Origin of the sequence: Zoogloea sp. (assembly GCF_041904905.1) — a bacterium.
GTDB lineage: Bacteria > Pseudomonadota > Gammaproteobacteria > Burkholderiales > Rhodocyclaceae > Zoogloea.
In genome coordinates, this window is record NZ_JAYRMI010000031.1 from 1 (window position 1) to 26084 (window position 26084).

25 protein-coding genes are annotated in these 26084 nt (G+C 68.3%); 14 read left to right on the forward strand and 11 right to left on the reverse strand.

The window, feature by feature from the left end:
• A partial coding sequence (locus tag ACE3N6_RS10480; protein ID WP_374245504.1) for a hypothetical protein occupies positions 1-189 on the forward strand: 189 nt, incomplete at its 5' end.
• 201 nt (positions 190-390) lie between these two features.
• Complete coding sequence (locus ACE3N6_RS10485) at positions 391-1191, forward strand: DNA adenine methylase (protein WP_374245506.1); 801 nt, start codon at positions 391-393, stop codon at positions 1189-1191.
• A 441-nt stretch (positions 1192-1632) separates the two neighbouring features.
• Here the strand turns inward: ACE3N6_RS10485 and bfr (ACE3N6_RS10490) are convergent, their stop codons facing one another.
• The 3 genes from bfr (ACE3N6_RS10490) to ACE3N6_RS10500 form a co-directional block, all read right to left on the reverse strand.
• Positions 1633-2115 carry a bacterioferritin gene (gene bfr / locus ACE3N6_RS10490; protein WP_374245508.1) on the reverse strand — a complete coding sequence of 161 codons (483 nt, stop codon included), beginning with the start codon at positions 2113-2115 and terminating at the stop codon, positions 1633-1635.
• 9 nt (positions 2116-2124) lie between these two features.
• On the reverse strand, positions 2125-2604 hold the full coding sequence (bfr, locus tag ACE3N6_RS10495) for a bacterioferritin (RefSeq protein ID WP_374245510.1): 480 nt from the start codon (positions 2602-2604) through the stop codon (positions 2125-2127).
• 312 nt (positions 2605-2916) lie between these two features.
• Positions 2917-3546, reverse strand: a complete 630-nt coding sequence (locus ACE3N6_RS10500; protein ID WP_374245512.1) for a cyclopropane-fatty-acyl-phospholipid synthase family protein — start codon at positions 3544-3546, stop codon at positions 2917-2919.
• A 180-nt stretch (positions 3547-3726) separates the two neighbouring features.
• Here ACE3N6_RS10500 and ACE3N6_RS10505 point away from each other — a divergent pair, with 180 nt between their 5' ends.
• The 6 genes from ACE3N6_RS10505 to ACE3N6_RS10530 all read left to right on the forward strand — a co-directional run bounded on the left by ACE3N6_RS10505 (position 3727) and on the right by ACE3N6_RS10530 (position 8972).
• Positions 3727-4107 carry a rhodanese-like domain-containing protein gene (locus ACE3N6_RS10505; RefSeq protein WP_374245514.1) on the forward strand — a complete coding sequence of 127 codons (381 nt, stop codon included), beginning with the start codon at positions 3727-3729 and terminating at the stop codon, positions 4105-4107.
• Positions 4108-4383: 276 nt separating this feature from the next.
• A complete protein-coding gene (locus ACE3N6_RS10510) occupies positions 4384-5556 on the forward strand; it encodes a cytochrome-c peroxidase (RefSeq protein ID WP_374245516.1) in 1173 nt (390 codons plus the stop codon).
• Between the two features lie 7 nt (positions 5557-5563).
• The gene (locus ACE3N6_RS10515) at positions 5564-6952 is read left to right on the forward strand and encodes a porin (protein ID WP_374245518.1); all 1389 of its coding nucleotides are present in this window, start codon (positions 5564-5566) and stop codon (positions 6950-6952) included.
• Positions 6953-7031: 79 nt separating this feature from the next.
• The gene (locus ACE3N6_RS10520; RefSeq protein WP_374245520.1) at positions 7032-7601 is read left to right on the forward strand and encodes an FMN-binding protein; all 570 of its coding nucleotides are present in this window, start codon (positions 7032-7034) and stop codon (positions 7599-7601) included.
• Positions 7598-8518: an FAD:protein FMN transferase gene (locus ACE3N6_RS10525; protein WP_374245522.1), complete on the forward strand. Its 921-nt coding sequence runs from the start codon at positions 7598-7600 to the stop codon at positions 8516-8518. Before ACE3N6_RS10520 ends, ACE3N6_RS10525 begins: the two co-directional genes overlap by 4 nt.
• A complete protein-coding gene (locus tag ACE3N6_RS10530; RefSeq protein ID WP_374245524.1) occupies positions 8511-8972 on the forward strand; it encodes a hypothetical protein in 462 nt (153 codons plus the stop codon). Before ACE3N6_RS10525 ends, ACE3N6_RS10530 begins: the two co-directional genes overlap by 8 nt.
• Positions 8973-8982: 10 nt before the next feature.
• Here ACE3N6_RS10530 and ACE3N6_RS10535 read toward each other — a convergent pair whose 3' ends face one another.
• Positions 8983-11172, reverse strand: a complete 2190-nt coding sequence (locus ACE3N6_RS10535; RefSeq protein ID WP_374245526.1) for an ABC transporter substrate-binding protein — start codon at positions 11170-11172, stop codon at positions 8983-8985.
• A gap of 109 nt (positions 11173-11281) precedes the next feature.
• Here ACE3N6_RS10535 and fabI point away from each other — a divergent pair, with 109 nt between their 5' ends.
• The gene (gene fabI, locus ACE3N6_RS10540; protein ID WP_374245528.1) at positions 11282-12079 is read left to right on the forward strand and encodes an enoyl-ACP reductase FabI; all 798 of its coding nucleotides are present in this window, start codon (positions 11282-11284) and stop codon (positions 12077-12079) included.
• A 63-nt stretch (positions 12080-12142) separates the two neighbouring features.
• Here fabI and dnaQ read toward each other — a convergent pair whose 3' ends face one another.
• From dnaQ to ACE3N6_RS10555, 3 genes are read right to left on the reverse strand one after another with little or no spacing between them, the layout of a single operon-like run.
• Entirely contained in the window at positions 12143-12874 is a 732-nt protein-coding gene (gene dnaQ / locus ACE3N6_RS10545) for a DNA polymerase III subunit epsilon (protein WP_374245530.1), read from the reverse strand.
• Complete coding sequence (gene rnhA, locus ACE3N6_RS10550) at positions 12871-13344, reverse strand: ribonuclease HI (protein WP_374245532.1); 474 nt, start codon at positions 13342-13344, stop codon at positions 12871-12873. Before rnhA ends, dnaQ begins: the two co-directional genes overlap by 4 nt.
• A gap of 36 nt (positions 13345-13380) precedes the next feature.
• Positions 13381-14160, reverse strand: coding sequence for a class I SAM-dependent methyltransferase (locus tag ACE3N6_RS10555; protein ID WP_374245534.1), 780 nt, complete (start codon positions 14158-14160; stop codon positions 13381-13383).
• A 49-nt stretch (positions 14161-14209) separates the two neighbouring features.
• Between ACE3N6_RS10555 and gloB the strand changes: the two genes are divergently transcribed.
• Complete coding sequence (gene gloB, locus ACE3N6_RS10560; RefSeq protein ID WP_374245536.1) at positions 14210-14971, forward strand: hydroxyacylglutathione hydrolase; 762 nt, start codon at positions 14210-14212, stop codon at positions 14969-14971.
• Positions 14972-14980: 9 nt separating this feature from the next.
• Here the strand turns inward: gloB and ACE3N6_RS10565 are convergent, their stop codons facing one another.
• A complete protein-coding gene (locus tag ACE3N6_RS10565; RefSeq protein WP_374245538.1) occupies positions 14981-15934 on the reverse strand; it encodes a diguanylate cyclase in 954 nt (317 codons plus the stop codon).
• A 208-nt stretch (positions 15935-16142) separates the two neighbouring features.
• Between ACE3N6_RS10565 and ACE3N6_RS10570 the strand changes: the two genes are divergently transcribed.
• Positions 16143-17618: a transglycosylase SLT domain-containing protein gene (locus tag ACE3N6_RS10570; RefSeq protein WP_374245540.1), complete on the forward strand. Its 1476-nt coding sequence runs from the start codon at positions 16143-16145 to the stop codon at positions 17616-17618.
• An 84-nt stretch (positions 17619-17702) separates the two neighbouring features.
• Here the strand turns inward: ACE3N6_RS10570 and ACE3N6_RS10575 are convergent, their stop codons facing one another.
• Both ACE3N6_RS10575 and ACE3N6_RS10580 read right to left on the reverse strand, forming a co-directional pair.
• Positions 17703-18650: an alpha-E domain-containing protein gene (locus ACE3N6_RS10575; protein ID WP_374245542.1), complete on the reverse strand. Its 948-nt coding sequence runs from the start codon at positions 18648-18650 to the stop codon at positions 17703-17705.
• Between the two features lies 1 nt (position 18651).
• Complete coding sequence (locus tag ACE3N6_RS10580) at positions 18652-20043, reverse strand: circularly permuted type 2 ATP-grasp protein (RefSeq protein ID WP_374245544.1); 1392 nt, start codon at positions 20041-20043, stop codon at positions 18652-18654.
• Between the two features lie 402 nt (positions 20044-20445).
• On the opposite strand from ACE3N6_RS10580, the gene ACE3N6_RS10585 reads away from it, so the two are divergent.
• On the forward strand, positions 20446-22455 hold the full coding sequence (locus ACE3N6_RS10585) for an ATP-binding protein (RefSeq protein WP_374245546.1): 2010 nt from the start codon (positions 20446-20448) through the stop codon (positions 22453-22455).
• Positions 22456-22635: 180 nt separating this feature from the next.
• On the forward strand, positions 22636-23304 hold the full coding sequence (locus ACE3N6_RS10590; protein WP_374245548.1) for a pseudouridine synthase: 669 nt from the start codon (positions 22636-22638) through the stop codon (positions 23302-23304).
• A 7-nt stretch (positions 23305-23311) separates the two neighbouring features.
• Here the strand turns inward: ACE3N6_RS10590 and ACE3N6_RS10595 are convergent, their stop codons facing one another.
• Positions 23312-24379: an ABC transporter ATP-binding protein gene (locus tag ACE3N6_RS10595; protein ID WP_374245550.1), complete on the reverse strand. Its 1068-nt coding sequence runs from the start codon at positions 24377-24379 to the stop codon at positions 23312-23314.
• 40 nt (positions 24380-24419) lie between these two features.
• On the opposite strand from ACE3N6_RS10595, the gene ACE3N6_RS10600 reads away from it, so the two are divergent.
• On the forward strand, positions 24420-26084 hold the full coding sequence (locus ACE3N6_RS10600; protein WP_374245552.1) for an ABC transporter permease: 1665 nt from the start codon (positions 24420-24422) through the stop codon (positions 26082-26084).

Here is a 26084-nt window from a genome sequence, read left to right on the forward strand (position 1 = left end):
AGCCCCGAACTATCCGCCTCCGCCCTCGCCGAACTCGAACACATTGCCAGAACCAAGCTGCGCGTCTTTGGCTTCGAGGCCAGCGGCAACGACAATCTGGACTACCACATTCTTTCGTCTTGGACGCTCGGCGATGCCCTCAAGGCCGCCTACCTGGCCGGGATGGTGGATCACCACCGAACGACCTGACTAACAGCAACATCCAATGAAAAAAGCCGGCAAGCGCCGGCTTTTTTCATGCCTGGAAGAGAAGGAGGGCGACCAGCAAGGTGCTGTAACACCGAGCTGGCCACCTCCACCGCAGAGCAGTCCTGCAGATTCGGCCAAGGCCCCCCATGCCTCGCGAGGCGGGTGGACCTTATCACGGCCACATATGCAAGGATCGAAATAATGCACACCGCAACACCGATTATCCCCTGGCTCGGCGGCAAGCGCCGTCTCGCAGACAAGCTGCTGCCCCTGTTCCCCCAGCATGAGTGCTACGTGGAACTGTTCTGTGGGGGCGCAGCCCTGTACTTCCTGCGCCCCATGCCGGCGCCGGTGGAGATCATCAATGACGTGAACGGCGAGCTCACCAACCTGTACCGCGTGGTGCAGCATCACCTCAGCGAGTTCGTGCACCAGTTCAGGTGGGCGCTGTCGAGCCGGCAGATGTTCAAGTGGCACCAGGAGAGCCGGCCCAACACCCTCACCGACATCCAGCGCGCCGCGCGCTTCTACTACCTGCAGCACCACGCCTTCGGCGGCCGTATCGAAGGCCAGACCTTCGGCACCGCCACCACGGCGCCGGCCATCAACCTGCTGCGGATCGAGGAGAGCCTGTCGGCCGCCCACCTGCGTATGGCGGCGGGCACCACGGTGGAGAACCTGTCGTGGCGCGACTGCCTGGAACGCTACGACCGTGCCCACACCTTTTTCTACGCCGACCCGCCGTACTGGCAGACCGAAGGCTACGGCGTCCCGTTCCCCTTCGAGGAGTACCTGGCCATGGCCGACGCCATGCGGAGCATGAAGGGCAAGATGATGGTCAGCATCAACGACCATCCTGCCATCCGTCAGGCCTTCGACGGGCTGAAGATGTACGACCTGGAGATCACCTACAGCGTGGGGGTGGAACGCGCCGGCAGGGCCGCGGCGCGGGAGCTGGTGATCATGAACTGGGACGAGGGGGGAGGCGGGCAGTTGTTTTAAGTCCCCATTCACATGGCTTTGGCTGAAAAAACAGCCAAAGCCTAGGCGAACATAATCTCGCGCTGAGTGCTTGCGTCCGGCGCGAACAGAGTTTCATCTGTGCGGTTTTTTGTGCAGTTTTCTTAAAGCTTCGCTGAAAGGCCGCATAAAAACAGGTGTGCTCACTGCTGCATCATCGGGGTGTGGCGGCCGATGTCGTCGTCCGAAGGCGCCTGCGGCTTCGTGCTGTGCTTGCTCAACGCGTTGATCCTAAATGTCTTCTTCTGGTCGGGCCGACGCCGGGGGAGGGTGGCCGGTGGCGGGCCTGGGCACGGGAAAGGGCGGATTGTCGCATGGGGGCGGACAGATTTTGCCGGGCCCGGCGTGCGAACCCGGCAGACCGGTAAACGAAAAAGGAACCGGCGCGCCGGTTCCCTTCCGGATCGGGCCGGGGGGGTGCGCTCAGCCTTCGCCTGGCTCCATGTGGGCCTGCAGGTAGTTGGGCAGGGTGACGTCCTCGATCAGGCTCTGCTGGGTTTCGAGCCAGTCGATGGCCTCCTCGCAGTGCTCGAGCAGGTCTTCGAGCAGGTCGCGGCTCACGTAATCCTGCAGCTCCTCGCACAGGGCGATGGCCTCGATGAGCAGCGGGCGCTGGATGTCGCGCTCGTACTTGAGATCGCCCTCCAGGCATTCGACCACGTTCTCGCCGATCATCAGCTTGCCCAGGTTCTGCAGGTTGGGCAGGCCTTCCAGGAAGAGGATGCGCTCGATGAGTTCGTCGGCTTCCTTCATCACGCGGATCGACTGCTTGTAGCGGTAGTCGTTGAGCTTCTCAAGCCCCCAGTTGCCGAACATGCGGGCGTGCAGGAAATACTGGTTGATCGAGGTCAGCTCGTTCTTGAGGACCTTGTTGAGGGTGTCGATGACTTTCTTTTCGCCTTTCATGGTCACTCCTTAAGCGCCGGCCTTCATCTGGCTCTGCTGATAGTTGGCCAGGCCAACCAGCTCGATCAGGCCGATCTGCTTTTCGAGGTAGTAGGCGTGGTCCATCTCGGTGTCGTCGAGCTGGATGACCAGCATGTCGCGGGTGACGTAATCCTGAGCCTTCTCGCAGGCGGCGATGGCCTTCTTCAGCTCGCCCACGACCTTGTATTCCACCTCGAGATCGGCCTTGAGCATGTCGGGGACGGTCTTGCCGATCTTCAGGTCGTCGCGCTTGGACAGATCGGGCTTGCCTTCGAGGAAGAGGATGCGCTGGATGAGGGCGCGGGCGTGCTGGCGCTCGTGGTCGGATTCGTGCAGGGCTTTCTCGGCCAGCTGCGCAAAACCCATGTCGGCGTACATCTCGCCGTGGATGAGGTATTGATCGACAGCGGTGAGTTCGCCGGCCAGCAGGCCGTTCAGGATATCGATGATCTTCTTGTCGCCTTTCATGGCATTCCTCCGGGAATCGGTTGATCGATAGGCTGGCTTGCGGCTGCGGCTGGCTTGCCTCGCGAGGGATTTTATCGCCCGCGAATCGGCTTGGTGCAGGTGCAGCAAAAAAGAGTGCCTGGAATTCAGTTTATTACGAACAGTTCTCATTGCCGGCTAAAGGGCCCCGGCGATGGAGCGCTCCGACGCGGGGTGGATTGCATCATCTTCCAAGTTCTGAAAACAGTAATTTTCAGAAATACAGTTTCAGGCGCTGGCGGCGCCAATCCTTGCGTGGCCGCCTTGAAACCGGCTCAAGGCGGCCACCTACGTTCAGGCGGGTTTTCTTGCGATCATGCCGATGAGTGCCGACCGGCCTTTGTGGCCGCTGCCTTCGACGATGTCCTCCTCGTAGCTCACCAGCTCTTCGATCTTCCAGTCGGCAAACGCGTCCTGCAGGATCTCCTCGGTGTAGAGGTTTTCCACAGCCGACGGGCCGCCGGTGCGGTACGTGAGCTGTGCCGGCGTGTAACCCTGCAGCAGGATGCAGCCGCCCGGTGCGGTGAGCGCCTTCATCGCGTCGAACTGCCGCTCGCGCCATTCCGGGCCCACGAACTGGATGAAGATGCCCACCACCCAGTCGAACGCGCCCTTCATCTGGGCCGGCGGCCAACCCGGCGCCAGCATGTCGGCCTGGATGAAATCCACGCTCACCTGACGGCCGGCTGCCAGACGCCGGGCCTTCTCGATGGCCACCGCGGAGATCTCGATTGCGGTGACCTCCAGCCCCTGCTCGGCCAGCCACACCGAATTCCGCCCTTCGCCGTCGGCCACCGACAGCGCCGTCCGGCCCTCGGCCAGCCGGTTCTGGCGCCGGGCAAGGAAGCGGTTCGGCTCGGTGCCGAACAGGTAATCCTCGCCCGCCTCCCGGTAGCGGGTGCTCCAGATGCTTTCCTGGGTCATCGTATTCCTCCTTGGTGTGATGAATGCGCTCGTGTCGTGATCGGGTCATCCGAACAGACGGGCAAAACCGGCGTTCGTTCAAACCTCCCGCCGTTTATCGATAAGTAAAGTCTAATATAATGCGCGTTTTGCGCGAGACGTTTCCGGCCGCGCCCCATCGACTCCAGGAGAAAGCCCACCATGAAATCCGCCCACGATCTCGTTCTCGCCGCCAAGGCGCGCATCCAGGAAGTGCCGCTCGCCGACGCGGAGCAGGCGATCCGCGACGCCCAGGTGTTGATCGACGTGCGGGAAGCCGACGAGTTTGCCACCGGCCACATTCCGGGCGCGGTGCACATGTCCCGCGGCATGCTGGAGTTCCGCATGAGCGCAAACCCCGAGCTGGCCGCCCGCGACATCGCCATCGTGCTGTACTGCAAGACCAGCGGCCGCGCTGCCCTGGCCGCCGCCGCGCTGCACGACATGGGCTACCTCAAGGTGCAATCCATCGCCGGCGGGTTCGACGCCTGGCTGGCCGCGGGCCTGCCCGTTGCCAAGCCCGCCATGCCGTCCTTCGACTAAAACCGCCCGACGGCGCCAGGCAGCTTCTTGCGCGCCGTCAAGTTTTCCGGAGGAAATCACCCCCACACCGCGTAAGGGCATTGACAAGGGCGCTGTCTGCGTCATTTAATAGTATTAATTCTCATTTGCGAATGCCTCGCAATACGTAATCCGCGATCTACGAGGCGCTCCACACGCAAGCCAGCCAGCCTCCTCATCGGTCAGCCAGCCAGCGACGAGACAGCACCGACCGGCCTTCGGGCTGATCGATCTTCGTCCGACTGAAAGTGCCTGCCGATGCGCCGCCTCGTTCCAGCCATCTGTTCCATCCTGCTCCTGAGCCTTGCCGCCTGCGGTGGCGGAGGCGGCAGCACCGCCACCGGCGCCGGCAGCATGTCGGCGGCGGCCGAACTGGGCGCCAAGCTGTTCAACGACAGCGCGCTCTCCAGCACCGGCGCCATGTCCTGCGCCAGCTGTCACGACGCCGGCAATCACCACGCCGCACCGGATACCCGCTCGGTGCCGGCCGGCGCGGATGCCGGTCACGAGGCCGGCCGGCAGGCGCCGTCGCTCCAGTATCTCCGCTTCAACGGCCGCTTCGCCTTCGCCAGCGACGGCACGCCGACCGGCGGCTTCACCTGGGACGGGCGCGCCGCCACCCTGGCCGCCCAGGCCGAAGGGCCGCTGCTCAACCCCAACGAGATGGCCAACGCCAGCGTCGAGGACGTGGTGGCCAAGCTCCGGCGCTCGACCAACGCCGCCGAGTTCCAGAAGGTGTTCGGCAGCGACATCTTCGACCGCCCCGCCGACGCCTTCGCCCGGCTGCGCTTCGCGCTCCAGCAATACCAGCTCGAAGACCCCGACTTCGCCCCCTTCAGCAGCAAGTTCGACCACTGGCTCGCCGGCAAGGCCCAGCTCACCGCGTCCGAACTCAAGGGCCTGGCCCTGTTCAACGACCCCAACAAGGGCAACTGCGCCGCGTGCCACACGAGCACCGGCGCAAACGGCAACCCGCCGCTCTTCACCGACAACACCTTCGACGCCCTGGGCGTTCCGCGCAACCCGGAGATCCAGGCCAACGCCGACGCCGGCTACTACGACCTGGGCCTGTGCGGCCCGAGCCGCACCGATCTGGCCGGTCGCACCGACCTGTGCGGCGCCTTCCGCGTGCCCACCCTGCGCAACGTGGCCCGCACGGCGCCCTACTTCCACAACGGCGCCATCAAGACCCTCACCGACGCCGTGCGCTTCTACGTGCGCCGGGACACCAACCCCGAGGAGTGGTACCCCACCGACAGCAACGGCGTGGTCCGGAAGTTCAACGACCTGCCGCCGGCCTACCGCGCCAACGTCAACGTCACCGAAGCGCCCTACAACCGCAAACCGGGCGACGCCCCGGCCCTGTCGGAGAGCGAGATTGCCGACGTGGTCGCCTTCCTCAACACCCTCACCGACGGCTACACGCCCTGAACGCAAGATGAAAACCACCCGACGCTGTCTGGCCCTCGCCGCGCTGCTTGTCGCCGGCCCCACCCACGCCGCCTCCAACGCCCAGCTCATGGCCCGCCTCGAACGCCTGGCGGCGGAACTCGATCAGGTCAAGGCCGAGCTGAAGACCGTCAAGGCCCAGGCCGTAGCCACGCAGCCGGGGCCCGCCACCGCCACGGTCGCGGCGCGGCCGGCGGTCGCCCCCAGCGGCCCCGTCGCCACGCCCGCCCAGGTGGCCGTGCTGGCACCGCCGCCCCCCCTGCCCGCGGCCGCGGAGCCCGCGCCCCACACCGCGCCGCTGGCGTCCCGAAGCGGGCAGACCAGCCTCTTCGGCTACGGCGAGATCAACTACAACCGCCCGTTCCGCGATCAGAGCCAGACCCAGTTCGACGTGCGCCGGGCCATCGTCGGCATCGCCCACCAGGCCAGTGAGCGCACCCGCATCGTCGGCGAGTTCGAGTTCGAGCACGCCGTCACCTCCGCCGACGACGCCGGCGAAGTGGCCGTGGAACAGCTCTACGTGGAACACCGCGCCACCGACAACGTCGGCCTCAAGGGCGGCCTGTTCCTCATCCCGCTCGGCTTCCTCAACCTCAACCACGAACCCACCGCCTACTACGGCGTGGAGCGGAACTTTGTCGAGACCGCGATCATTCCCTCCACCTGGCGGGAGGTGGGCCTGTCCGCCTTCGGCGTATCCGACGCCGGCCTGCGCTGGGACGTGGGCATTACCAGCGGCTTCGACCTGAACAAGTGGGACGGCGCCAGCACCGAAGGCCGCGACTCGCCCCTCGGCGCCATCCACCAGGAAGGCCAGATGGCCAAGGGCAAGGACCCGGCCGTCTACGGCGCCCTGAGCTGGCGGGGCACGCCCGGGCTGGACGTGGGTGCCGGGGTGTTCACCGGCAAGGCCGCGCACGGCTCCAAGGTGGCCGGCAGCGCCGGCAACGTCGCGCCCGACGCCCGGGTGACCCTGTGGGACGCCCACGCCCGCTGGACGCCGGGCAAGTGGAACCTGTCGGCCCTCTACGCCCGCGGCACCATCTCCGACACCGACCGCATCAACACCCTCTACCTGGGCCAGACCTACGTGCCCAAATCCTTCTTCGGCTGGTACACCCAGGCCGCCTACGCCCTGTGGCAAGGTGGCGAATACGCCCTCAGCCCCTTCGTGCGCTACGAGGTCTTCAACACCGCCGCCGGCTTTGCCACCATGCCCGCCGGCCTGGGCGTCGATGCCGACCGGGACGAGAAGGTCGTCACCGCCGGCGCCAACCTTCGGGTGGGCGAGAACGTGGTGCTGAAGGCCGACGTCCAGCGCTTCCAGCTTGCGCGGGAGCGCGACCGCCTCAACCTGGGGATCGGCTACCAGTTCTGAGCGCCGCCCTCCTTCCATCGATCCCCGCCCGAAGGTCTGCACCGGCCTGTCGGGCGTCTTGCCGCCCATGGAACCCAAGATGACCGCCTCCCACTCCGGCTGGACCACCGTTCCCCTCGTCGCCATCGCCGGTGCCGGCCTGACCGCCTTCGCGCCGCCCGCCGCCGTGGCCGCCCAGTACATGAGCGTGGAGCAGGCCCAGCGCGCCGCCTTCCCCGACGCCGACCGCTTCGACGCCCGCGTCCTGCGCCTCACCCCCGATCGGCTCAAGGCCCTCGACGCCGTGGCGCCGGTTCGCCAGCGCGGCGAGATCCGCCGGGTCGACGCCTGGGCCGGCAGCCGCCTGCTCGGCACGCTCTACGTGGACGACGTGATCGGCAAGGTGGAGTGGGTGACCTACGCCCTCGCCGTGGGGCCCGACGGCGCCGTGCGGGGCGTCGAGATTCTCGACTACCGGGAAACCCACGGCTTCGAGATCCGCACACCGGGCTGGCGCAAGCAGTTCGTCGGCCGGCGGGCGGACGCGCCGTTCCACTTCGGGGAGGACATCAAGAACATCAGCGGCGCCACCCTCTCGTGCGCCCACCTCACCGCCGGTGTGCAGCGGCTGCTCGCGCTGCACGCCCAGCCCGGCACCGCCGCCCGATGACGACCGCCGTCCGCCGCCTGCGCCCCTGGCTGGGCACCTACGTGGCCATCGAGGCGGCCGCCGACGACCCCGCCCAGGCCGCCCGCGCCATCGACGCCGCCTACGCCGAAGTGGCGACGATCCACGCCGCCATGAGCTTTCACAGCGCCGACAGCGATCTCGCCCGGCTCCACCGCGAGGCCCACGCGGCCCCCACCCCGGTCAGCCACCACACCTGGGCCGTCCTCGACCTGGCCCTCACCCTGGCGCGCGCCTCGGGCGGCGTCTTCGACCCCACCGTGGCGCCCACCCTGGTCCGCCACGGCGCCCTGCCCTGCCCCGCGGCGCCGCCGCCCGACCCCCGGGCCAACTGGCGCGACATCGAACTCGGCGACGCCCGGCAGGTGCGCTTCCGGCGGCCGCTGTGGATCGACCTGGGCGGCATCGCCAAAGGCTACGCCGTCGACCTGGCGGTGGAGACGCTGCTCGCCCACGGCGCGGTCGGCGGCACGGTGAATGCCGGCGGCGACCTGCGGGTATTCGGCGACACCCCGACCGCCATGCCCCTGGCCGTGCGCAACCCGGCCAGCCCCGCGGCGCCGATCTTCCTGGGCGCGCTGCGCAACTGCGCGGTGGCCACCTCCGGCGAGTTCTTCCTGGGCCGCCCGGGCGACCTGGGCGGGTGCTCGCCGATCGTCGACCCCGCCGGCGGCACCCGCGAAGCCCGCGCCCGCAGCGTCACGGTGATCGCCGGGCGCTGCGCCGTGGCCGACGGGCTGACCAAGGTCGTCAGCCTGAGCGGGCGCGCCGCCCAGGCCCTGCTCACCCGCTTCGATGCCACCGCCGCCATCGTGGACGACACCGACGGCGTGCACGCCGCACCGGGCTTCTGGCAGGCGCTGGGGCACGCCAACCCGCCGGACGTCCTGCATGCATGAGCCCCCTCCCCGCCCCCGCCGGCCAACCCGGCCGGGCCGCCGACAACGCCGGCTGGCCTATCTGGCCACCGCGCTGCTCCTGGCGAGCGGCCTCGTCTGGCTGATCGCCCATCACCTCCTGCCGCTGCCCGAGTTCGCCGCCCGCCACCCCCTCGAGCCCTGGGCCATGCGGGTCCACGGCGCGGCCACGATGTTCGGGCTGGCGGTGCTGGGCAGCGTGTGGAGCCAGCATGTGCTGGGCGCCTGGGGCGCAGGTCGCCACCGGCGCTCGGGCGGCACGATGGCCGCCCTGTGGCTGGCCCTCGCGCTCACCGGATATGGGCTGTACTACCTGGCGGACGAAGCCTGGCGGTGGGCGGTGGGCTGGGGCCACGTGGGCCTGGGGCTGGCCCTGCCGGCGGCCCTGGGCGCCCATCTGCTTGCCGTGGGCCGCTGGCGCAGGCGGCCCGCCTGAACCGCGCCGCTCAAGCCTGGGCGGACGCGCTGCGCTCCCGGCGCCGGTAGTGGGCCACCGCCGGCGCCACCACCGCCACCCCCAGCAGCCCCATCAACGCCAGCGGCCACAGCATCGGCTGGTTCCATTCGGCGCGCAGCCGGTCCCGCTGGGCCACGTCCACCCGCTGGTACTTGAGGGTGTTGCGGACGATCTTGCCCGGCTTGCGGTTGTCGAGCCAGCCGTGCTGGAGCGTGTAGGCCTTCTCGTAGGCGCCCCACACCCACGGCGCGTCGTGCTGGAGGATGGTGAGCATGCGCTGGATGATCTCGCCCCGCTCGGGGCTGTCGGGCATCGCCTTCATGCGCTCGAAGAGCCGGTCGTACTCGGGGTTCTCGTAGTTTGAGGCGTTCTCGCCCTGGCTCTTCACCTTGCCCTGGGGGCCGTAGAGCAGGAACAGGAAGTTCTCGGGGTCGGGGTAATCGGCGTTCCAACCCCAGTAGAAGAGCTGGGCGTTGCCCTTGCGGATCTTGTCCTGGAAGCGGTTGTAATCGGTGGGGCGCACCACCAGCTGCACATCCAGCTTGCGCAGCTGCTTGGTGAGCCAATCCACGGTGGATTTGTCGCCCATGCCGCCGCCGGTGGTGTCGAAGTTGATCACCAGCGGCTCGCCGGTCCTGGCGTCGCGGCCGCCCGGGTAGCCGGCTTCGGCCAGCAGGCGGCGGGCCTCCTCCACCGGCTTGCGGCGCGGCTTGCCGTCGATCCAGTCGTAGACCTGCGGGTTGATGCCGGCCTCGTCGGCCCGGTAGCCGAAGATGCCCGGCGGGATCGGGTGCATCGCCGGCACGCCGCGGCCGTTCTGGAACACCGAGATGAACTCTTCCTGATCGATGGCGATGGAGATCGCCAGCCGCAGCTTGCGGGCCCGCTCGCCGGTGCCGCCCACCACCGGGTCGAGCATGTTGAAGCCCATGTACATCACGGTGGGTGCCACCGCGGTGTTGAGCTTGATGCCCTTCCGCACCATCTCGTCGGACAGCGTCACGTCGCCCTGGCCGCCCAGCTGCACGGCCTGGTCGAAGTTGTCGGACGACACGCTGGAGGCGTCGTAGTAGCCCTGCAGGAACTTGTTCCAGTAGGGGATGCTTTCCTTCTCGCGGGTGAACACCACCTCATCGATAAACGGGATCGGCTTGCCGCAGTCGTCCAGCAGGCCGGCGGCCTTGTCGCCCTCTTCGCCCTCGCAGGGGTAGGTCTCGCCGCGGAAGTTGGGGTTGCGGGCCAGCACCATGCGGGCGTTGGGGTTGTTCTCCCGGAGCATGTAGGGCCCGGTGCCGATGGGCCACCAGTCGAGGGTGAGGTTGCGCTCGGCCATGCCCGGCTGGGCGAAGAAGCGGTCGGCCTCGACGGGCACCGGCGCAAAGAAGGGCATCGCCAGCCAGTACGGAAACTGCGGGTAGGTGCCCTTGAGGTGGATGCGGTAGGTGTAGCGGTCCACCACCTCGACGCCTTCCATCGGGTAGTTGCGCAGGTCGATCCAGGCGCCGCCCTTGCCGTCGGCGACGCGCTGCTTCTCGTCGGCCGCCAGGCGCGCGTGGAGATCCTTCAGGCCGACGATGTAGTCGCCCATCAGCTCGAGCACCGGCGAGTGCAGGCGGGGGTGTGCCAGCCGCTTGATCTGATACACAAAATCGTCAGCGGTCAGCTCGCGTGTATCGGTTTTGGGGAAATCCCCCAGGGTACGCTTGTCGGCCAGATCGCTGGCGCTGAGGGCGAGGTAAAGGGGCTGGCCCCTGGCGTCGGTGGCGAAGGCCGGATGGGGCTGGAAACGGATGCCCGGCCGGATCGCGATTTCGTACTCGCTGCGGGCGATCCGGGCCGGATCGGCATCGGCCGGCAGGAGCGCGCCGGCGGCGTCGAACTGGCGCAGCGTCGGCATCCGCGCCGCCGTGGCGGGGGTGAGCCGGTAGGGCCGCCGGAGGTAGTGGTACTGGAGCGGCGGCTCGTAGATCTGATACAAAAAAGTGGCTTCGTCCTCGCTGTACGACTGCACCGGGTCGAGGTGCTTGGGCCGCTGGGTGAAGGCCGAGTACAGGATGTTGCGGCCCCGCTCCGCCGCCGGGTAGGGGTCGTTCCACACATCGCCGCAGCCGGCCGCCAGGGTGGTCAGCAGCACCGCGGCAAAGCGCCGGAGGGGAGTGGAAGATGGGATCGCGTGCATGGTGGCGAGTCTACCGGATCGCCCCGCCCCCGCAATCGAAAAACAGCGGCAGCACACGCGCTTGGAGCATCCGTTATAATTGTGCGGTTATTCACAGGAGACACCTTACATGGGCTTTCTTGCCGGCAAGCGCATTCTCATCACCGGGCTGCTGTCCAACCGCTCGATCTCCTATGGGATCGCCAAAGCAATGCACCGCGAAGGCGCCGAACTTGCCTTTACCTTCCAGAACGAACGCTTCCAGGATCGCGTCACCAAGATGGCGGCCGAATTCGGGAGCGCGATGGTGTTCCCGTGCGACGTCCAGAACGACGAGGAAATCGCCAGGCTCTTCGATCAGCTCGGCCAGAAGTGGGATTACCTCGACGGCCTGGTGCACTCCATCGCCTTCGCGCCCAGCGAAGCCCTGGAGGGCGACTTCCTCGACGGCCTGTCCCGCGAGGCCTTCCGCATCTCGCAGGAAGTCAGCGCCTACAGCTTCCCGGCGCTGGCCAAGGCCGCGCGCCCGATGATGAAGGGCCGCAACGGCGCGCTGCTCACCCTGTCCTACCTGGGCGCGGTGCGCACCATGCCGAACTACAACATCATGGGCATGGCCAAGGCCAGCCTTGAGGCCTCGGTGCGCTACATGGCGGTCACCCTGGGCCCCGAAGGCACCCGCGTCAATGCCATCTCCGCCGGTCCGATCAAGACCCTCGCGGCGTCGGGCATCGGCAGTTTCGGCAAGCTGCTCTCCTTCAACGAGCACAACGCCCCGCTGCGTCGCAACGTCACCATCGAGGAAGTCGGCAACGCCGCCGCCTTCCTGTGCTCCGACCTCGCCAGCGGCATGACCGGCGAGATCATGTACGTGGACGGTGGCTTCAACACCACCGCCCTGGGCAACGCAGAGCCGCTCGGCCAGTAAGCGCGCTTCCGCCGCACCCAAAAAAGGGCGACCCACGGGTCGCCCTTTTGCTTGGCCGGCCGCTCAGGCAGCCGGGGCAGGCTCGGGGGGCGCCGGCGGAATCCACAGGCAGTGGCCCTTGTTGGCCTTGGCGATCTCGGCCAGCACCTTGTCGTGGCCGGCCAGTTCGTCCTCGGTGGCCCGCAGCACCCGCAGCGGCACCCGCTCGATGGGCACGCCGCCGGCGTCCGTGTCGTCGTGCAGGGGCGCCGGCTCGTCGAGCATCATGATGAGGCTCTCCTGGCCGCGGGTCATCGCCAGGTAAACATCGGCCAGCAGCTCGGCATCCAGCAGCGCGCCGTGCAGGGTGCGGTGGGTGTTGTCGATCTCGTAGAGCGAACAGAGCGCGTTGAGCGAGGCCTTCTTGCCCGGGTTCTGCTCCTTGGCGAGCTTGAGGGTGTCGATCACGCTCGGGCAGATGGCCGTGAGCAGCGGGCGGCCCAGCAGGCCCAGCTCGTAATTGAGGAAGCCCACGTCGAAGGTGGCGTTGTGGATCACCAGCTCGGCCCCATCCACGAAGGCCTCGAACTCGGCCACGATGTCCTTGAACACCGGTTTGTCGGTGAGGAACTCGTTGGTGATGCCGTGCACCGCGATGGCGCCGGCGTCGATCTCCCGCTGGGGGTTGATGTAGACGTGGTAGTGCCGCCCGGTGAGCTTGCGGTCGAGCAACTCGACGCAGCCGATCTCGATCACCCGGTCGCCGCTCTTCCAGTCGAGGCCGGTGGTTTCCGTGTCCAGTACGATCTGTCTCATGCCTTGATGTCCTCCGAATCCACGATCCGGCCGGCTTTGCGCACGGCCTCCACGCCCTGCCGGGCCAGCGCGTCGGCGCGCTCGTTCTCGACGTGGCCGGCGTGGCCCTTCACCCACAGCCATTGAATCCGGTGGCGGGACGCTGCCTCGTCGAGGGCACGCCACAGGTCTTCGTTCTTCACCGGTGCCTTCGAGGCCGTCTTCCAGCCGCGGGCCTTCCAGCCGTGAATCCACTCGGAGATGCCCTTCTGCACGTACTGGGAATCGGTGTGCACCCGGGCCGTGACGGGCCGCTTGAGCGCCGCCAGGGCGCGGATCACCGCCAGCAGCTCCATCCGGTTGTTGGTGGTGGCCGGCTCGCCGCCCCATAGCTCCTTCTCGTGGGGGCCGGCCCGCAGCAAGGCCCCCCAGCCGCCGGGGCCCGGATTGCCCGAGCAGGCACCGTCGGTATAAATGTCGATTTCGTCCACTGAATCTCTCGTGTTGCGTGTTGTTGAGGCGGTGCCTCAGGCGGCGGGCTCGTCGTCGCGGGTGATGCCCCGGTGCAGCCCGGAGGGCCGCCGCGCCGATCCGCCGGTTTTCTGGACCAGCGGCGCCAGCGCCCGCGCGCCGGCCTTGCGATCCCATTTCGGGGTGATGAGCCGCAGGCCCTGCACCCGCTTGATGGCGTGGATGACGTACACCCCGCCGCCGATGGGCCACCAGCGGCCGCCCGCCCAATCGAGCCCGCGCAGGCGCTCGATCCACTGCTGCTGCTCCACCGCCGGCACGTAGCAGCCCGACGCCTGGCTGCCGGTCTCGAAGCTCAGGAGGGCCAGCCAGTCCTTGATCCGTCGCAGCGACAAGTACTGGCCGCGCCACGGGTAGCTACCGTCGCGGCCTGCCAGCAGGCGCTTGAGGCCGAACAGGCTGGCCGGGTTGAAGCCGGCGATCACCACATGCCCGCCGGGCACCAGCACCCGCTCCACCTCGCGCAGTACCTGATGGGGGTTGGCGGCGAACTCCAGCACATGGGGCAGCACCACCAGATCGAGGCTCGCCGCCGCGAAAGGCAGCGCGGCATGATCGGCTTCCACCGCCACGTCGCCGGCCCCCGCGCGGAAGCGGAGCGGCATCCGGTTGGCGCGCAGGAAGTCGAATTCCGGCACCCCGAGCTGGGCCGCGTTGTACCCGAAGATGTCGGCCACCAGCCCGTCGAGACAGCTCGCCTCCCACGCCATCACGTAGCGCCCCAGCGGGGTGTCGAGCCACGCGTGGAGCCCGGGGAAGGATTCGGATTCTCTCATTGGGTAGCGATGACGGGAGGGAGACGTGGCGAGGCGGTACAATTGCGGAATGCAGATTATCCCTCTTCCCGCGTTCAACGATAACTATATCTGGCTGCTTCGCGCGGGCAGCCATGCCGCCGTGGTTGACCCGGGCGACGCCGCGCCGGTTCTCCGCTACTTGGCCGAACACGGCCTCGCCCTGACGGCGATCCTCGTCACCCATCACCACCCCGATCACGTCGCGGGCATCGAAGCCCTGACGGCGGCGCATCCGGTGCCGGTGTTCGGCCCGGCGATGGAAGACATCCTCGGCCTCACCCACCCGGTGAGTCAGGACGACGAGGTGCTCCTGCCCGAGCTGGGCGTCGAGTTCCGGGTGCTGGATCTGCCCGGCCACACCGCCGGTCATGTGGGCTACTACGGCGAAGGCTGCGTGTTCTGCGGCGACACGCTCTTTGCCGCCGGCTGTGGCCGCCTGTTCGAGGGCACTCCGGCGCAGATGTACGAATCGCTGGCGGCGCTCGCGGCGCTGCCCGGCGACACCCAGGTGTATTGCACCCACGAGTACACCCTAGGCAACCTGAAGTTCGCCGCCGCCGTCGAGCCCGCCAACCCGGACATCGCCGCGCGGATCGCCGCCTGCACGGCCGAGCGGGCGGCCAATCGGCCCACCGTGCCCTTCCCCCTGTCCGGCGAGCTGAAGACCAACCCCTTCCTGCGCAGCAGCGAGCCGGCCGTCATCCGGCAGGCCGAAGCCCAGGCCGGGCACGCGCTGGTGTCGCCGGTCGAGGTGTTCGCCGCCGTCCGCGAATGGAAGAACCGCTTCTGAGGGCTTGAGTCAGCCCGCCACCGCCACGGGCGCGGCCGAGATCCGGTTGCGCCCGGCCTGCTTGGCGCAGTAGAGCGCATCGTCCGCCCGCTTGACGAGGCCGGCGGATTCCTGGTCGCCGCGGGGCGGGATCATCGACGCCACGCCGACACTCACCGTCACCACCCCCTTCGGCGTGAATCGATGGGTGATGCGCAGGCCCTCCACGGCGCCGCGCATCGCCTCGGCCACGCGCAGCGCACCGGGCAGGTCGGTATCCGGCAGGATCGCGGCGAACTCCTCGCCGCCGTAACGGGCCACAAGATCGGCCGGGCGCCGCAGGGAAGATTGCAGCGTGCGCGCCACCGCCTTCAGACATTCGTCCCCCACCTGATGGCCGTAGCCGTCGTTGAACTGCTTGAAGTGGTCCACGTCGCACAGCAGGATCGACAGCGGTTTGGCCTGCCGGCTCGAACGGCGCCACTCGCGCAGCAGGATCTCGTCGAACTGGCGGCGGTTGGAGATGCCCGTCAGGCCGTCGAGGGACGACAGGCGGGTGAGTTCCTGGTTGGCGTCGTCGAGCTTGCGGGTGAGCACCAGCAGCGAGTAGCGCATCTGGGCGATGCGCTGCATGGCCTTCACCTTGGCCGCGAGCACGGTTTCGGAGACCGGCTTGATGAGGTAGTCGTCGCCCCCGACGCCGATGCCCTTTTCGAGGTCGGCGTCGCTGGTGCGGGCGGTGAGGAAGATGATCGGCGTCCATTCGCCGGCCTGCTCGAGCTGGCGGATGCGCCGCGCCACCTCGAAACCGTCCATCCCCGGCATGATGATGTCGAGCAGGATCAGATCGGGCCGCTCGGATTTGAACAGTTCGATGCCCCGCTCGCCATCCCGCGCGAGGATCGGGTCGATCCCCATCTTGCGCAATTGATGAGAAACCAGCGTGGCACTTGTCAGCGTGTCCTCGATCAATAGCGCTTTCACGGAAGTCCCGGCAAACCAGTTCGTAAAACCATGGAAATGGGTGGATGTCCGGCCGCCTGACGGCCAGACGCGTACTTTAACGGATTCCAGGCGTCCATCGAAGCCCGTTTGCGCCGCCGCCTGCCCGCCCGGCGCCGTTATGCCGGTTTGACCCTCCCCATCGCCCGCGGCTAGAATCCGCCCTTTGGTTCTCGCGCGACAAAGTCTGATGTTTCCGAGAGTTATCGCGCTGTTCCTGACGCTCCTGGGCGCCACACCCTTGCTGGCCCAGGAGGCCGACGGATTTGCGCCACGTTTTGTCAGCTCGATCCCGCTCTTCGAGGACGACAGCGCCCAACCGCCAAAGGTGTTCGAGATCCGGGATCAGCACGTCCGGGTGCCCACCATCGATCTCACCGTCGAGACCGACGACCTGTGGGAGCGCATCCGCCGGGGCTTCTCGATGCCCGATCTGAACACCGATCTGGTCACCGACCGGCAGATCTACTACATCAACCGCCCGGGTGCGCTGCGCCAGATCTTCACCCGCGGCCAGCGCTACCTCTACCACATCGTCGAAGAACTCGAGCGGCGCGGCATGCCCACCGAGCTGGCGCTGCTCCCGATGGTGGAGAGCGCGTTCAATCCGATGGCCCTGTCGTCGGCCCAGGCGTCGGGGCTGTGGCAGTTCATCCCGTCCACCGGCAAAAGCTACCGCCTGGAACAGAACTGGTGGGTGGACGAGCGCCGCGACGTGATCGCCTCCACCAACGCCGCCCTCGATTACCTCCAGACCATCTACGAGATGCACGGCGACTGGCATCTGGCCCTGGCGTCGTACAACTGGGGCGAAGGCGCCGTGGGCCGCGCGGTGGCCAAGAACCGGGCGGCGGGCCTGCCCACCGAATACCAGTTCCTCAACATGCCGGGGGAAACCCGCTACTACGTGCCCAAGCTGCAGGCACTCAAGAACATCGTCGCCCAGCCCGAGCTGTTCGGCATCACCCTGCCGCCCATCGCCAACCGGCCCTACTTCGTCACCGTGGAGAGCCGGGTGCCGCTGGATCTGGCCACCGCGGCCCGCCTTGCCGAGACGCCGGTGGAGGAGATCCTGGCGCTCAACCCCGGCTACAAGCGGCCGGTGCTGCCCACCGCGGGCCCGCAGTCGCTGGTCGTGCCGGCCGAGAAGCTGGAGGCTTTCCTCATCAATCTGCAGCGCCACGACCCGGCCAGCGCAAGCTGGAAGACCTACGCGCTGCGGGAGGGCGAGGGCCTGGAGGGCGTCGCCGATCGCCTGGGGGTGTCCGCCAGCCGCCTGCGGCAGGTGAATGGCCTGTCGCCGCGGGCGCGCATCGGCACCGGCTACACCCTCATCGTGCCGTCGGAGAGCGAGGGCGACCGGATCAGCCTGGCCAGCCTGATGCCCAACCGGCCCCAGGCCGGCGCCGTCGAGCCGCCACCGCCGCCGCGCACCCTGGTCCAGCGGACCACCGTGCGGGGCAAGAACGGCCGCCCGGTGGTGATCGAACGCAAGATCGCCGTGCCGGCCGACCCGGCGCCGGCCGCCGGCCGCCAGAAAGGGGCCCGGCCCGAGAAGGCGCCGCCGGCCCCGGCCAAGGCCGCTGGCGCCCGCAAGGCCGAGGCGCCGAAGGCTGCGGCGGCCAAGCCGTCGGCTCCGGCTGCGCCCGCCAAGAAGCGCCGCTGAGATCACCGCCGCCCGCCGGCGTGCGCCGCAAAGCAGAAGGCCCGACCGCCAGGATCGGGCCTTCTGCCTTTTACCGGCGCCTCCTCAGGCGCTGGTAGGGATCAGGAAGTCATCGGAGATCCGGCAGCCCAGATCGAAGATGCTGTCCCGGAACGCCCCGAGGTAGTTGGGCAGCCCGCCCTGGAAGATTCGCTCGATGCGGCCGAAGCGCAGGTGGGCCTCCAGCTCGCCGGCCATCCGCTCGGTTTCGGCCGACCGGGAGTTGGCGACACGACCGAGGTTGGAATACACCTCTTTCATGCAGCGCGCCAGCGAGCGCGGCATGTCGGCGCGCAGGATCAGCAGCTCCGCCACCCGCAGCGGGGTGATGTGGTCGCGGTACACCTTGCGATACACCTCGAAGGCCGATACCGAGCGCAGCAGCGCGCTCCACTGGTAGTAGTCGGCGCTCTCCGCGTCGCTCTCGGAACCCGGCAGCAGGTTGAGGTATTTCACCTCGAGGATGCGTGCGGTGTTGTCGGCGCGCTCCAGGAAGGTGCCCAGCCGGATGAAGCGCAGGGCCTCGTCCTGCAGCATGGTGCCGATGGTGACGCCGCGGGACAGGTGCGAGCGGTACTTCACCCACTCGAAGAAGGCGCCCGGGCCGGTCTCCATCATCTTGGCCATGGAGAAGTCGCGCATCTTGAGCCAGGTGGCGTTGGAGGTCTCCCACAGCTCGGAGGTGAGCGTGCCGCGCACGGCGTGGGCGTTCTCGCGGGTGGCCCGCAGGCAGCGCAGGATGCTGCCCGGGTTGTCCCGGTCGAAGATCATGAACTCCAGCACCGCTTCGGTGGTGAAGTGGGGATGCTTGGCGTGGAAGGCGTCCTGCAGCTCCATGATCTTGAGCATCCCGGCCCACATGGCTTCCACTTCCTGCCCATTCTGGGGCAGAAGGCTCAGGCGATAGGTGACGTCGAGGATGCGCGCGGTGTTCTCGGCGCGCTCCATGTAGCGTGCCATCCAGAAAAGATGGTCGGCGGTGCGGCTCAGCATGTCAGGCCTCCAGTACCCAGGTGTCTTTGGTGCCCCCGCCCTGCGAGGAGTTCACCACCAGCGATCCTTCGCGCAGCGCGACGCGGGTCAGCCCGCCCGGCACCAGGCGCATCTCGCTGCCCGAGAGCACGAAGGGACGCAGATCCAGGTGACGGGGCGCGACGCCGCTGTCGACGAAGGTCGGACAGTTCGAAAGGGCCAGCGTGGGCTGGGCGATGTACTTCTCGGGGTTGGCCTCCAGGTACTTGCGGAAGGTCTCGATCTGCTCCTTGGTGGAGGCCGGGCCGACCAGCATGCCGTAGCCGCCGGCGCCGTGGACTTCCTTCACCACCAGCTCGGGCAGGTGGGCCAGGGTGTAGGCCAGGTCTTCCGGCTTGCGGCACATGTAGGTGGGCACGTTGTTGAGGATCGGCTCCTCGCCCAGGTAGAAGCGGATCATGTCCGGCACGTAGGGGTAGATCGACTTGTCGTCGGCCACGCCGGTGCCGATGGCGTTGGAGAGGGTCACCCGCCCGGCCCGGTAGGCATTGAGCAGGCCCGGCACGCCGATCATGGAATCCTTGCGGAAGGCGGTGGGGTCGAGGAAGTCGTCGTCCACCCGGCGGTAGATCACGTCCACCCGGCGCGGGCCCTGGGTGGTGCGCATGAACACCTGATCGTCGCGCACGAACAGATCCTGCCCCTCGACCAGCTCGACGCCCATCTGCTGGGCGAGGAAGGCATGCTCGAAGTAGGCGCTGTTGTAGGCGCCGGGGGTCATCACCACCACCGTCGGGTCGTCCACCCCCTGGGGCGCGACGCTGCGCAGGGTGTGCAGCAGCATGTCCGGGTAGTGCTCGACCGGCGCAATGCGGTGGCGGGCGAACAGCTCGGGGAACAGCCGCATCATCATCCGGCGGTCTTCGAGCATGTAGGAGACACCCGACGGCACCCGCAGGTTGTCCTCCAGCACGTAGAACTCGCCGGCGCCGGCGCGCACCACGTCCACCCCGGCGATGTGGGCATAGACGTTACACGGCACGTCCACCCCCTGCATCTCGGGACGGTACTGGGCGTTGTTGAGCACCTGCTCTTTCGGGATGCGCCCGGCCTTGAGGATGTCCTGGTCGTGGTAGATGTCGTGGATGAAGGCGTTGAGCGCCTTCACCCGCTGGCGCATGCCGGCCTCCAGGCCCTTCCATTCCTTGGCGGGGATGATGCGCGGGATGATGTCGAAGGGAATCAGACGCTCGGTTCCGGATTCTTCGCCGTACACCGCAAAGGTGATGCCGTAGCGATGGAACAGGGAGTCGGCCTCGGCACGCTTGCGCGCAATTCGGTCAGCCGGAGTATCGCTGAGCCACTTGGCGTAAGCCGCGTAATGCTCACGAACGCTCCCATCGTCCGCAGTCATTTCATTGAAGAATTTTGTGATGGCCATCTCTGTGCCCTGTCATGTTGTGAGGCGGAAATACCACTTTTGGCGTAGCTAGAAGCGTGCCAAGAGGAAAATCGAGATAAAACCAAAATCTTTCGCCCGATTTGCATTTTGCCTGCACTAAGTTGGTGCTGTCGCACCGGCGTGGGGAATCGGGCCGCCACATCTCGGTGCGTGCACTTTCGGGCGGGGCGGAGGGTGGGTCGGGGCATATGACACACCCGCGAGCCGGGCGGCCCGGAATCTGTATCGTAAGGGCGTGAGAAAATCTATTGCTTTAGTTATAGATTCACCCGGTACAATCCCGCTTGCAGACTGGGATTGGCCCGGTTTGTGTCGTGCTCCGAAACTCGCCCTCCAAAGTCCTGCCCGTTCATCTTGCCGTCTGCTGCAACCCTGAATTTCCACCGACTGCGACGCCGCATCCGCGACCTGCCGATCAAGCATCAGGTGGTCCTGATCGCCTTCGCCACGACCGCCCTGGCGCTGGTGGTGTCCCTGGTGTGCCTGGTGGCCGGGGAACTCGACGCCGCGGCCGCCGCGCGTCACGAGAGCGCCGAGCGCCTCACCCGGCTGGTCGGCCTGCACAGCGCCGACGCCCTCACCCGCGGCACCCCGGCGATGGCGGCCGAGATGCTGGCGGCCCTGGGCACCGACCGGGACGTGATCGCCGTCACCGTCCACGACGCCGCGGGCCAGGTGTTTGCCCGCTACCGCAGCCCGCTGCCGGGGCACGCCGACCTGCTGGCCGCCATCGACGCCCGGCACGCCAACCGGATCGGGCCCGACGTGCCCCTGGACGCCGGCGCGCTGCCGCTGCTGACGCTGGCCGATGCCCCCTTCCTCGAGATCGCCCGGCCCATCCACGCCGGCCGCGAGCGGATCGGCACCATCGAGACCTATTTCGACCTGACGCCCCTCAACCGCCTGATCCGCGGCCGGGTGATCGCCGCCGTGGCGGTGCTGCTGGCCGCCGCGCTGCTGGCCTGGCTGCTGGCGGCGCGGCTCCAGCGGCTGATCGCGGCGCCGGTCGAGGATTTCGCCAGCCACATCCGCAAGGTCACCCACACCGGCGACTACAGCGTCCGCGCGACGCCGGTGGGGCGCAACGAGATCGGCACCCTGATGCACGGCTTCAACACCATGCTCGACCAGATCCAGGCCGGCCACAGCGAACTCCAGGCCGCCCGCGACGCCGCCGAGGAAGCCTCCCGCGCCAAGTCGCTGTTCCTGGCCACCATGAGCCACGAGATCCGCAACCCCATGCACGGGGTGATCGGCATGGCCGACCTGCTCGCCTTCACCCGCCTCGACGACGCCCAGCAGCAGATCCTCCGCCACATCCGCATGTCCGCCGACGGGCTGATGCGGGTCATCAACGACATCCTGGATTTCTCCAAGCTCGAGGCGGCCCGGATGGACGTGGAGGCGGTGTGGTGCTCGCCCCGCAACATCGTCGAGGACACCGCCGCCTTCTTCCAGTTTCAGGCCGCCGACAAGGGGCTGGTGATCCGCTGCCACATCGCCGCCGACCTGCCCGCCTCCGCCAAGATGGACCCGATCCGCCTGCGCCAGATCCTCGGCAACCTCATCGCCAACGCCCTCAAGTTCACCAGCGGCGGCGAGGTCGTGCTGCGGGTGGACCACCGGCCCCTGGAGGGCAACGACGACGCCGAGCTGTCGCTGTTCCACTTCAGCGTGCGCGACAGCGGCATCGGCATCGACCCCGCCGTGCTGCCCCGGCTGTTCACCCCCTTCACCCAGGCCGACAGCTCCTACGCCCGGCGCTTCGGCGGCACCGGGCTGGGGCTGGCGATCTGCCAGCAGCTGGTGGACCTGATGGGCGGCGAGATCGGCGTGGAGAGCACGCCGGGCAAGGGATCGGATTTCTGGTTCACCCTCAGCGCGCCGGTGCAGAGCGCGGCGAGCGAACCCAGCGCCCTCCTCCACCCCCTCGACACCCGCGGCAGCGCCGCCCAGCTGGCCGGCCTGCGGGTGCTGGTGGCCGACGACGACCGCCTCAGCCAGGTGCTCGCCACCGCCCAGCTGGAGCAGCTCCACTGCGAAGTCACCACCGCCGCCAACGGCACCGAAGTGCTGGCGCTGCTCGACCGCTGCGCCTTCGACCTGATCCTGATGGACGGCCAGATGCCGGGGCTGGACGGCTACGAGACCACCCGCCGCATCCGCGACCTGGAGCGTCAGGGGCGCCTGCCCCAGCGCATCGCCATCGTTGCGGTGACCGGCGAAGTGGCCGAGCGCACCCTGGCCCTCGACTGCGGGATGGACGACTTTCTGGCCAAGCCCTACAGCCAGGCCGCGCTGCGCGACGTGCTGATGCGTCACCGGCCGCGCAGCCGCGAAGCCACACCGGAGCAGCGTATCTGATTGGTCAAAGCGGGCCCCGCAGCGCGTGCCCGGCGTACACGCTGCGGGGCGCAGGCCGACGCACGGCAGCCATCCACAATTCGCCCACCGCTTCTCCCCCGCCAATCCACACACTTATCCACAGCCGGTGGGGGGCTCGCCTGTGCCAGAATGCGGCCCCCGCCCTCACCCCGCTTCGCCATGTCCGCACTGCCGCCACCGGTCTATGCGCCGCCCCCCGGGCCGCCCAGGATCGTCTTTCAGGATGAAGCCCTCATCGTCCTCGACAAGCCCGCCGGGCTGCTCTCAGTGCCCGGCCGCGGCCCGGCCCACGCCGACAGCCTTGCCAGCCGGGTGCAGGCGATGTTCCCCGACGCGCGCATCGTGCACCGGCTCGACATGGCCACCTCCGGCCTCATCGCGATGGCCCGGGGCGCGGCGATGGAGCGGGCACTCAGCATCGCCTTCCAGCAGCGGCAGGTAGAGAAGCGCTACGTGGCGGTGGTGGCCGGCCAGATCGTCGCAGACAGCGGCGAGATCGACCTGCCGCTCATCGCCGACTGGCCCAACCGGCCGCGTCAGAAGGTGGATTTCGAGCTGGGCAAACCGTCCCTCACCGGCTTCGAGGTGCTTGCTCGCGACACCGCGCGCAACGCCAGCCGGGTGGCGCTCTACCCCCACACCGGGCGCTCCCACCAGCTGCGGGTGCACCTGCTGGCGATCGGCCACCCCATCCTCGGCGACGACCTCTACGGCGACGCGGCGAGCCGGGGTGCGGCGCCGCGCCTGCTGCTCCACGCCACGGCGCTGGCCCTGCCCCACCCCCGGACCGGGGCGCTGCTCCGGCTTTCGAGCCCGCCCGCGTTCTGAAACCGCCTCAGCCCACGTGGCGGAAGGCGATCACGTGGTCGGCCTCCAGGCGCACCCCGATCGCCTCGCCGATGGCGTGGTTGTGGTGGGACGGCACCAGCGACAGCACCTCGGTGCCGCTGGGCAGGCGCAGGGTGTACAGGATGTCGGCCCCGCGGAAGGCCTTGTGGCGCACCTCGGCCCGGGTCGGGCTGGCGTCGTCGTGGATCACGTCGTCGGGGCGCAGCAGCACATCCACCCCGCAGCCCTTGCCGCAGGCGGCGCAGCCGGCGCCGCACTCCACCGGCACGCCGGAGTTGAGCTGGCCCAGCTCGATCCGCACCCGGTTCGCGTCGAGCACCGTGCCGGGCACAAAAACCCCTTTTCCCACAAAATCGGCCACAAAACGGTTGGCTGGCCGGTGGTAGAGGTTGTAGGGCGTATCCCACTGCTGGATGCGCCCCTCGTACATCACGCCGATCTCGTCGGCCATCGCGAAGGCCTCGTGCTGGTCGTGGGTGACCAGCACGGCGGTCATGCCCTCGCTCTTGAGGATCTCCCGCACCTCGACCGACAGCCGCTCGCGCAGATCCACGTCGAGGTTTGAAAACGGTTCGTCCAGCAGCACCAGCTCGGGCCGCGGCGCCAGCGCCCGGGCCAGCGCCACCCGCTGCTGCTGGCCGCCGGAAAGCTCATGGGGAAACTTGTCGCCCTGCCCCGCCAGCCCCACCGTGGCGAGCAGGGCTTCCACCCGCTGGCCACGCTCCGCCGCCGGCACCGCCCGCAGGCCGAAGCCCACGTTGTCCTTCACGCTGAGGTGGGGGAACAGGGCGTAATCCTGGAACACCATGCCCACCCGCCGACGCTCGGGCGGCACCCGGAAGCCGGCGCGGCTCATGGATTCGTCGTGGATCAGGATCTCGCCGCCGGAGATCTCCTCGAAGCCCGCGATGCAGCGCAGCAAGGTGGTCTTGCCGCAGCCCGACGGCCCCAGCAGGCAGGCGATGCTGCCCTGCTCCAGGCGAAAATCGACGCCATTGACGACGGTGTGCTGGCCGTAGCGCTGGGCGACCGCCTTGAGTTCTAGCTTGGACATGCAATCAATTATAATTCTCATCCAGGCCAAAAAGAATGCCATGAACTCACGACTTCCTTCTTCGCCGCTTGGCGCGGTTTCCCGACATCTCTCGCCGCTGGTCATCGCGGCGCTAGCGGTTGCGCTGCTGGCCGGGCTGCCCGTTGCCAGCGTCGGCTTCAACCTGCTTGCCGGCGGCACCAGCGCCACCTGGAGCCACCTCGCCGCCACCGTGCTGCCCGAGTACATCCAGAACTCCCTGGCCCTGTGCCTGGGGGTGGGCGTCGGGGTGGCGGTCGTGGGGGTGGCCACCGCGTGGCTCACCGCCATGCACGACTTCCCGGGCCGGCGCGTGTTCGACTGGGCGCTGGTGCTGCCCCTGGCCATGCCGGCCTACGTGATGGCCTACGTCTACACCGACTTCCTGCAGTTCGTCGGCCCGGTGCAGACGGCCCTGCGCGAAGCCTTCGGCTGGGCGTTCGGCGACTACTACTTCCCCGACATCCGCACCCTGCCCGGCGCGATGCTGATGTTCGTCTTCGTGCTCTACCCCTACGTCTATCTGCTCGCCCGCACGGCCTTTCTGGAGCGGGCCGGCGGCGTGCTGGAGGCGGCGCGCACCCTGGGCATCGGGCCGTGGCGGGCCTTCTTCACCGTGTCGCTGCCGCTGGCCCGGCCGGCCATCGCCGCCGGCGTGGCCCTGGCGCTGATGGAGACCCTGGCCGACTACGGCACCGTGGCCTACTTCGCGGTGAACACCTTCACCACCGGCATCTACCGGGCGTGGTTCTCGTTGGGCGACCGGATCGCCTCGGCCCAGCTGGCCGCCATCCTGCTGGGCTTCGTGCTGCTGCTGGTGGCCATCGAGCGGATCACCCGCGGCCGGGCCCGCTACCACAACACCTCCAACCGCCACCGGCCGCCGCCGCCGCGGCTGTCGGGTCTGGCCGGGCTGGCGGCCAGCCTCGCCTGCCTTACGCCGCTGGTACTCGGCTTTCTGCTGCCGGCGGGGTTGCTGCTGCGCATGGCCCTGGGCGAAGGCGACGCCCAGTTCGGCGAACGCTTCGTGCTGCTGGCCCGCAACAGCTTCACCCTGGCCGGGCTCACCGCGCTCCTCGCCGTGCTGCTGGCGGTGCTCCTGGCCTACAGCGCGCGGCTGTCGAAGACCCTGCTCGCCACCGCCCTCAACCGGCTGGTGGGCCTGGGCTACGCGGTGCCGGGTACGGTGATCGCGGTGGGCGTGCTGATTCCCGTCACCCGGCTCGACAACTGGCTGGCGGGCCAGTGGGCGGCGTGGTTCGGCAGCAACCCGGGCCTGCTCCTCACCGGCGGCATCGCGGCGCTGATCTACGCCTACCTGGCGCGCTTCCTGTCGGTGGCGCTGCAGACCGTTGACGCCAGCCTCGCCAAGATCACCGCCAGCATGGACGACGCCGCCCGCAGCCTGGGCCTGGGTCAGGGCGACACCCTGCGCCGGGTGCACGTGCCCATCCTGCGGGGCAGCCTGTTCACCGCCGGGCTGCTGGTTTTCGTGGACGTGATGAAGGAGCTGCCCGCCACCCTGGTGATGCGCCCCTTCAACTTCGACACCCTGGCTACCCAGGCCTACACGCTGGCCTCCGACGAGCGGCTGGCCGAAGCCTCCACCGCCGCGCTGGCGATCGTGGCGGTGGGCCTGCTGCCGCTGATCGCCCTGTCGCGCCAGATCGTGCGCGATCGCAAGTAG